General features: G+C 69.6%; 6 protein-coding genes. 1 reads left to right on the forward strand and 5 read right to left on the reverse strand.

Translation table 11 applies throughout. From position 1 onward, the window contains the following. Window positions 1-134: 134 nt before the first annotated feature. Complete coding sequence (locus tag AADR41_RS10665; RefSeq protein ID WP_342281099.1) at window positions 135-1,343, reverse strand: PQQ-binding-like beta-propeller repeat protein; 1,209 nt, start codon at window positions 1,341-1,343, stop codon at window positions 135-137. Window positions 1,344-1,701: 358 nt separating this feature from the next. On the opposite strand from AADR41_RS10665, the gene AADR41_RS10670 reads away from it, so the two are divergent. Further along, on the forward strand, window positions 1,702-2,358 hold the full coding sequence (locus tag AADR41_RS10670; RefSeq protein ID WP_342281096.1) for a hypothetical protein: 657 nt from the start codon (window positions 1,702-1,704) through the stop codon (window positions 2,356-2,358). A 107-nt stretch (window positions 2,359-2,465) separates the two neighbouring features. On the opposite strand, the gene AADR41_RS10675 is transcribed toward AADR41_RS10670, so the two are convergent. The 4 genes from AADR41_RS10675 to AADR41_RS10685 all read right to left on the reverse strand — a co-directional run bounded on the left by AADR41_RS10675 (window position 2,466) and on the right by AADR41_RS10685 (window position 6,924). Beyond that, a complete protein-coding gene (locus AADR41_RS10675) occupies window positions 2,466-3,851 on the reverse strand; it encodes a choice-of-anchor A family protein (protein WP_342281097.1) in 1,386 nt (461 codons plus the stop codon). 103 nt (window positions 3,852-3,954) lie between these two features. Then, window positions 3,955-4,854, reverse strand: coding sequence for a peptidoglycan-binding domain-containing protein (locus tag AADR41_RS42825; protein ID WP_446751008.1), 900 nt, complete (start codon window positions 4,852-4,854; stop codon window positions 3,955-3,957). A gap of 761 nt (window positions 4,855-5,615) precedes the next feature. Next, the gene (locus tag AADR41_RS10680) at window positions 5,616-6,494 is read right to left on the reverse strand and encodes a haloalkane dehalogenase (RefSeq protein ID WP_342281100.1); all 879 of its coding nucleotides are present in this window, start codon (window positions 6,492-6,494) and stop codon (window positions 5,616-5,618) included. Window positions 6,495-6,519: 25 nt separating this feature from the next. Continuing rightward, the gene (locus AADR41_RS10685) at window positions 6,520-6,924 is read right to left on the reverse strand and encodes a pyridoxamine 5'-phosphate oxidase family protein (RefSeq protein WP_342281101.1); all 405 of its coding nucleotides are present in this window, start codon (window positions 6,922-6,924) and stop codon (window positions 6,520-6,522) included. Between the last annotated feature and the right edge of the window lie 34 nt (window positions 6,925-6,958).

Consider the following 6,958-nt stretch of genomic DNA (forward strand, 5'->3'; position numbering starts at 1 on the left):
ACACGGGTGTCCGGATCACACGGACACAGGGATCGAGCGAACGCCCGGAGCACGCGAACGCCCAAACCACACGGACACCGAAATCGAGCGAACGCGCGGACCACACTGACGTCCGGACCACGCGAACGCCCGGATCACACGGCGGGGAGCGCGTAGATCCGCTTTCCGTGCATCACGGCCAGCCGGTCACCCGCCGCCGCCACGTACCACTGCTGGATGTCGCCGCTCTTGTCGTTGTACGTCCAGCGCAGCTTCCCGGTCGCCGCGTCGAAGGCGTGCACGCCGCCGGCCTTGTCGAACTCGGTCGCGCCGTACAGGGTGCCCTTCACCTTGGCGAACTGCCACGCCTGCGTCGCCTTGTCCCGCAGGTCCTCGTTGTGCCAGATCTGCTTGCCCGTGGCGGGGTCCACCGCCCACATGGCGCGTGCGCTGTCGGCCGCGTAGAGCACCCCGTCCAGGACATGCGGGTCGTTGAAGGCACTGAACTCCTCCGTCCGGAGCGACCAGCGTTCCTTGCCCCCGGCGAGGTCGAAGGCGCGCAGCCGCCGGCCGTCCGCCACGATCACCAGGTCCTTGTGCACGGCGAAACGGCGGTTGTTGGACCGGCTGATCTTCTTCGTCCACAGCTGCCGGCCGGTCGCCGTGTCGCGGACGGTCACGTTCTCCCGGTAGTCCGTGTAGATCAGGCGCCCGTCGACGGCCGCGGCGGTGATGCCGAACTCCTCGGTCCCCGCGTCGCGCTGCTCGCGCCAGGCGACCTTGCCGGAGGTGGTGTCGATCGCGGCGATCACGTTGTTCGGCGAGGTGAAGTCCTTCTCCAGGATGCCGGCGAGTACGTAGACATGGCGGTCGTCGGCGGCGATCGGGCGCGGCTGCTCGTACTGCTTGCCCAGTCGGCTGCGCCAGGTCTCCTTGCCGGTGGCCGGATCCAGTCCCACCACGTCGCCGTCGTACTCGGCGCTGGCGAGGTAGAGCGTGCCGCCGCCGAAGATGAGCTTGGCGCCGGGTGTGGTGACGCCGCGGCGCGACCACTTCTCCTTGCCGGTGGTCATGTCCCGTCCCACCAGCGGATCGCCCGACACCAGGGCCACGTTCCCGATCACCGCGAGCGCTTCGTTGCCGGACAGACTGGTGTTCGCGGCTGCCGCCCGCCACAGCGGCTCGGGCGCGGTGCCCGGCGGCGGAGTGGTGAATCCGCCGCCTTGCTCACCCCCGCCCGGCTTCGAGCCGGCGCTCGGCGTGCCCGCCGCCTCCTCGGGGCCGCACCCCACGAGTCCGGCCCCGAACACGGCCAGCCCCAACCCTGTCCCGGCCAGCCCGAGTATCCGCCTGCGCGACACCATCTGTCCGTCACGACCGCTCACGTCTGTTCCCTCTTCCGTCCAGCTGTTCCGACGTCCCCCGGGGACCGACCCCTTGAGCGCCGCCAGGCTAACCGGCGATTTTCGGCCGGACGCCGACTGGCACACAGCCGGGACACAGCCGTGAACCTCCCGTCACAGGGCAACCGTCGCCCCGACCGCACCCGCAGACCTCAGACGTACTGCTCCGTGCGACCGAAGTCTGACGCCGGTAGGTCTCGTGGTTGAGGTGGGCGCGTCAGAATCTAGGGATCGCGGCCGATGGGCCGGGAGGCGGGGGCGTGAAGGATGGATCACGCCACCAAGGAACGCCAACTCCCGGGAGAACACAGTGATTTCGATGTCCCGCCGCAGGACGACCGCCGTGCTCGCCGCACTCGCCGTCTGCCTGCCGCTGAGCGGCGCCTCGGTCGCTTCCGCCACTGCCGAGTCACGTGGGGCGAAGCCGGCTCACGCGAGCGTCACCGGAAGCGCGGAGTTCGTACTGCCCTACTACGAGGACGACGACATCCGCTCGTTCACGTTCGACGCGCATGCCGCCCCGTACAGCCGACCGCTGCCCGGGATCCCCACGGGCCTCCCCACCGATGCCCGGGGCACGATAAAGATCTCCCACTACTCCGCAGACCGGAACACCACGTACACCTCCGAGGGGCGGGTGGACTGCCTGGTGACCGGTCCGCACACCGCGACGCTGACGGCGGTCATCACCGAGGTGAGCCCCGGCGGGCCGCCCGATGTCGGGCGCCGGATCGGTTTCAGCGTCTACGACGGGGGCAAGGGCAGCGGGCAGCGCTCCGGCGACCGTGTCGGGTTCTCCTGGAACGGTGTGAATCTGGTGCCGAACGGCGATGCCGCGCCCGAGGAAGCCACGGTCGGCACCTGCATGGCGCCCGCACCGTACGCCCCGGTGACCAAGGGCGGCTACAAGGTCACACATGCCGAACTGCCGCCGATGCCCGAGGATTTGGCCGCGGTCCGACGGAGCGAGTCGTAGCAGACGGACTCCGTCCGACGGAGCACGTCGTAGCCGACGGACCGGCCCGGGACCGGCGGGGCAACGGTCGGCCGTCGCCCCGCCGGTGGTTCCGCGGTGTCGGCCGGCTACGCGCGGCTCCGGCGACGGCGCGTGAACGCGAGGAGGCCGAACCCGACGGCGCCCAGTACGGCGGCCGCGGCCGCGTACATGGTGACCTGCGCACCGGTCGTGGCGAGGGAACCCTCGCCCTTGGGCGGGGCCGGGGTCGACTCGGTGGGTGCGGGAGTCGACTCGGATTCCGTGGGGGCCGGCCGGGACGGCTTCGTGGACTCGGTGGGCGGGGGAGTCGACTCGCCCGGCCGGGTCGGCGAAGGAGAGGCGGACTCGCCGGGCGTGGTCGGTACGGGGGGCGCCGGCTTCTCGGGCTGGGACGGCTTGGGCTTGCACGTGAACGCCGGGGAGCCGGACCACGGGTAGTTGTGGGTCTCGTTGCCCGAGCCGTGGGTCTTCACGTCGCCGCCGATGTACACGCGGCCGTTGGTGCTCGCGGTGAGATCGGCGGAGGCCTTGGGGGCGAGGAGCGACCCCATGAAGTTGCCCCCACCGCCGAGGGTGAGCGAGGTGGAGCCCTCGAAGTTGTACAGGATCCGCGAGGCGGCCTCGCCGAAGACGGGCGAGTCGTACGTGTCGGCGCGGTCCCCGTTGAAGCCGACGGACATCGGGGCGACGGACACCGAGTGGGATCCGGTCACGTTGACCACGACGGACGCGCCGTCCGGGATGCCCTCGAAGAGGAACGTCGAGGCGCCGTCGAGATCAGCGGCGGAGATCTCGAAGACCTGCAGGTTTCCCTTGCTCGCGCCGGTGCTCTCGAAGGTCACCGTGCCGCCTTCGCTCACGGTCGTGCCGGTGGGCTTCAGCGCTCCGAGGGACGAGGACTCGTCGCTGATGGTCCGGTCGAACGTGGCGTAGGGGCTGATGGCCTCCTTGGCTCCCACGCCCGACTTGCGCTCGCCGCCGTTCGTTTCCAGGTTGCCCTTCTCGTCGATCCCCTTGCCCACGTGGACGGAACCGCCGTAGCGGGGGCCGGCCGTGAGGCCGTGTCCGACGTCGACGGTCGTTCCTTTGGCTATCGACAGGTCCCCGCCGACGGCGAGCATCACATCGCCCGACTCCGGGAGGATGCCGGAGCCCGCGCCGACCCGGCCGACGTTGAACGTTCCTCCCGAGTCCTTCGCGAAGGTCGCGTTGCCCTTGACGACGAGCAGCCCCTCCGCCTCGGCCGAACCGCCGTCGACGGTGTAGTTCCCACCCGCGAAGAGGGCCACGTTGCCGTCGGTGAACATCGGGTTGTGACCGATGCCCAGCACCTCACCGGAGGCCGGGCACGACTTCGACCTGTCGGAAACGTCGGTGGGAACGGCCGCATGGGAAGTTCCGCCGCCGAGCAGGCCGAGAGAGAGAACCAGCGCGACTGCGCCGCTTCTTCCCGCAACGGCACTTCCACTCATTCGCATAATCTTTCTCACCCTATCGTTGGAGAATACGGGGTATTATTCGCACCCCATTGGAACCATGCGTGAAATCTGAATCACCTTCACGCCGGAAGAACTATTACCGATGCCACCCTCGCGGGGCCGCCTGGGCATATGAATCACGGCCGGACGAATCCGTCTCCGCCACGAGCGCCCCACGGGTCAACGGCCCGTAGATCCCGAGTTCCTCGGGAATGTTCCGCGCCTTCTGGAATCGACTCAGCGCCACTTGCACATCCTGCGTGAAAATTCCGTTGGGCGAACCGAGGTACAGGTAGAGCTGCCCCAGCCGCCGCTGAAGGTCCTTGACCTCGGGGCCCGTACTGCCCAGACCGATGGTGTTCCGGTCCGTCGACCTGGTACTCGCGGGCGACGGAGGGGGCGGCGGAGTGGGCGAGGGCGGAGGAGGAGAAGGAGGAGGAGTGGCGGACCGCGAAGGCGGTGCCGACGGCGCCACAGGGGTTTCGGAGAGCTCCCGTACCGGGCTTGCGGGAATGGTCGCAGGAGCCGCGGGCAGGGACGTGCGAGGCGCCTCTTCCGAGGGCGTCGGGGAGACGGAGGGGGAGGCGGCCGAGAAGGACGAGGAAATGTAGCCGGAATGCTGATTGGTTATCGCGACACAGACCAGATAGACAGCGATCGCGGCACCGATACCCGCCACCGTGACACCGATCAACAGCACGGGATATCTGGTTTTACCCTTCTCCTTCCCCTTCTTCTTCCCCTTCTCCTTCCCCTTCTCCTTCCCTTTCCCACTTCCCGAGGTGCCGTCCGCGTTGCCCCTTCCGGGAACCGGGTGCCGGACGGGTGCGGTGGAATTCGGGTGGCACGGGGCCTGCCGGGAGGGGAGCGGCGAGTACCTCGGCCGGGGAGCGGGAGCGACGTCGTCGAAGAGTTCGATGTCCGCCTCACGGACGCCGTCACCGGCTTGATGAGGTGCGGCTATCTTTCCGAACACGAGCCTCTCACCGGGCGGCATGCAGTCACAGGCAGACCCTGAGGCGGAGTCACGCCCCGATCCGCACGACGTGCATTGCTGAAAGCTCACTTACTCTGAGCTCCTTGTCCAGACGGGTCGGTTCATGGGCGCGATCAGGGCACGACGCGGACGGAAGGTCCACGTGGGTGGGGTGTTGGGCCGCAGCAGCCAAGGTGACGGCCAGGGCAGCCGGGATGACGGCCGGGGGCGGCCGGGGGCACATCAGGAACTCCAGGTCATGGTGGAACCAGGGGGATCTTGTGGGGATGTGGTGACTCTGACTCACGCGGGAGTTGGGCGTCAACTAGCCGCAATCGGCCCCAAAAAAGACTTTTGGTGATGTGGCACCTTAAGCGGACTTTAAAATGTGTCGCACGTCACAGGAATGCTGGACTTTCAGGTCAGGGCATGACGAAGCAACAGCTCTGGCGGGGCGCTCTTGGCGCCACCGACAGCGGTGCCCGGCCTCGCAGCGAGACCGGGCACATTCCAACAAGCCGCCATAGAGAGCGGCGGTGCACGTACGGGGGGGGATGCCGAGGTGATCGTCGGGCCGGCCTCCGACGCACCGAGCTCCGAGCCGTACAGGGCGACGTTCCCGGCATTGTCCGTGATGATCAGGCCGGCGATGTGGCAGGTGTCCGCCGGGTTCGGCGCCGCCGTGAACGCGTCCGCGGAAAGCACTCTTCGGCCGTGCCCGTGCCGCCTCGGCCCCGCCCTCGACCGGCACCTCGGGCGGCCCGCCCCCGGCGCGAGGTCCCCTACCGGCGCGCCAGCCCGTGCCGGTGCGCCCAGGCGTTGATCGCCGCGGCCAGCTCTTCGGGGCGGTCCTCCGGGGAGTGGTGGCCGGCGAGACCGTGCCGGGACACCTCCAGGCCCGCGATGTTCTTTTCGCACCAGGCCACCGTCCCCCGGTCGGTCATCGCGCCCGGACCCGGCTCGAACGCGGCGAGCAGCTTGGGGACTTCGGGGCTGGCGGCCAGCCAGGCGTCGTAGTGCTCGACGCGGGCCACGACGTCGGCGGGCTCACCGTCCAGCGGCATCATGCGCGTCCACGCCAGTACCGGACGGCGGCTGCGCGGGGTCGGAAAGGGACGGCGGTAGATCTCCAGGTCGGCGGGGTCGAGCGGGGTGGCGAGTGTGTCCGGAAGCCCCTCGATGAACAGCGACTTCTCCAGGACCATCTCCTCGCCCACCCCGGGAGCACGCAGCAGAGTGAACAACTCCCTTCCTGCCGCCGGGAATTCATCGCCGACCAGCGGCTTGACGATCGTCTCGGTGAAGGCGATGCCACGGACGCGGTCCGGGAGACGTGCGGCGCGGTCGAAGGCGAGCGCCCCGCCCCAGTCGTGGCCGACGAGGACCGCCTCGGCGAGGCCGAGGGCGTCGAACCAGGCGTCGAGGTAGCGGGCGTGGTCGTCGAAGGAGTAGGCGAGGTCGGGCTTGCCGGAGTCGCCCATGCCGATGAGGTCGGGGGCAAGCAGACGGCGGCCGGGCGCGGCCACCCCCGGCAGGACGTTCCGCCACAGGTGGGAAGAGGTGGGGTTGCCGTGCAGGAAGACGAACGGCAGCCCGTCGGGGTCACCGGACTCCCGGTGGTGGATGGTGGAGTCGAGAACGGGAAGGGTGGGCATCGCGATGTCGCTTCGCTTTCCGTGAGGGGGCTCAGAGGTTGAGGGTCGGCGCGCGGTCGACGGCGATCTCGATGACGACCAGGTCCTCGGGTGTGGGCGGGGCCGCGCGGTAGCGGGCGGTGTAGCGGTGGACCGCCTCGGTCAGGCGTACGGGGTCGTCGGTGACGGTGGCCCGGCCTTCGAGGGTGACCCAGCGGAAGCCGTCCGCCTGGCAGAGCGCGACATGGGCCGCCCGGCCGCCCGCCGCCACGTTCCGGGCCTTGCGCGCTCCCGCCCGGGTGGTCACCCGCACCAGGCCGGTGGCCGTGTCGAAGGTGAAGCGGACGGGGGTGACGTGCGGGGTGCCGTCGGGGCGCAGGGTGGTGAGCGTGGCCGTGTGGGGGCGGGCGAGGAACGCAAGTGTGGTGGCCGAGAGTTCGGTGTCCGCCCGGCTCACTTGCTCCTCACCCCCTCCCCCGCTCCCTCCCGGC

Origin of the sequence: Streptomyces sp. CLV115, from assembly GCF_038448545.1 — a bacterium.
Lineage (GTDB): Bacteria > Actinomycetota > Actinomycetes > Streptomycetales > Streptomycetaceae > Streptomyces > Streptomyces sanglieri.